The sequence below is a fragment of the Frateuria defendens genome, assembly GCF_001182895.1.
Lineage (GTDB): Bacteria > Pseudomonadota > Gammaproteobacteria > Xanthomonadales > Rhodanobacteraceae > Frateuria_B > Frateuria_B defendens.
Map to the genome: position 1 here is coordinate 1 of NZ_LFQR01000289.1, position 422 is coordinate 422.

General features: G+C 69.0%; 2 protein-coding genes. Both read left to right on the top strand.

Annotation, left to right across the window (positions count from 1 at the left end; translation table 11 throughout):
* On the top strand, positions 1–269 hold a 269-nt coding region (gene accB / locus ACH65_RS18310; protein ID WP_049624080.1), incomplete at its 5' end, for an acetyl-CoA carboxylase biotin carboxyl carrier protein.
* 12 nt (positions 270–281) lie between these two features.
* Positions 282–422, top strand: a 141-nt coding sequence (locus ACH65_RS19370; RefSeq protein ID WP_272913787.1) for a biotin carboxylase N-terminal domain-containing protein, incomplete at its 3' end; no start/stop codon positions are given.

Consider the following 422-nt stretch of genomic DNA (forward strand, 5'->3'; position numbering starts at 1 on the left):
CCGCCGCGGCGCCGGCCGCCAGCGCGCTGCCCGACGGCCACGTGGTGAAGGCGCCGATGGTGGGCACCTACTACGCCGCCTCCACCCCGGGCGCCGCGGCGTTCGTCAAGGTGGGCCAGCAGGTCAAGCAGGGCGAGACGCTGGGCATCATCGAGGCGATGAAGATGTTCAACCAGATCGAGGCCGACGTAGCCGGCACCGTGGTCGCCATCCTGGTCGACAACGGCCAGCCGGTGGAATACGACCAGCCCATGTTCGTGATCGCCTAAAGCGCCCAGGCCATGCCCAAGCTAGAGAAAGTCCTCATCGCCAACCGCGGCGAAATCGCCCTGCGGGTGCTGCGCGCCTGCGCCAGCCTCGGCATCAAGACCGTGGCCGTGCATTCCACCGCGGACCGCAACCTCAAGCACGTGGGCCTCGCC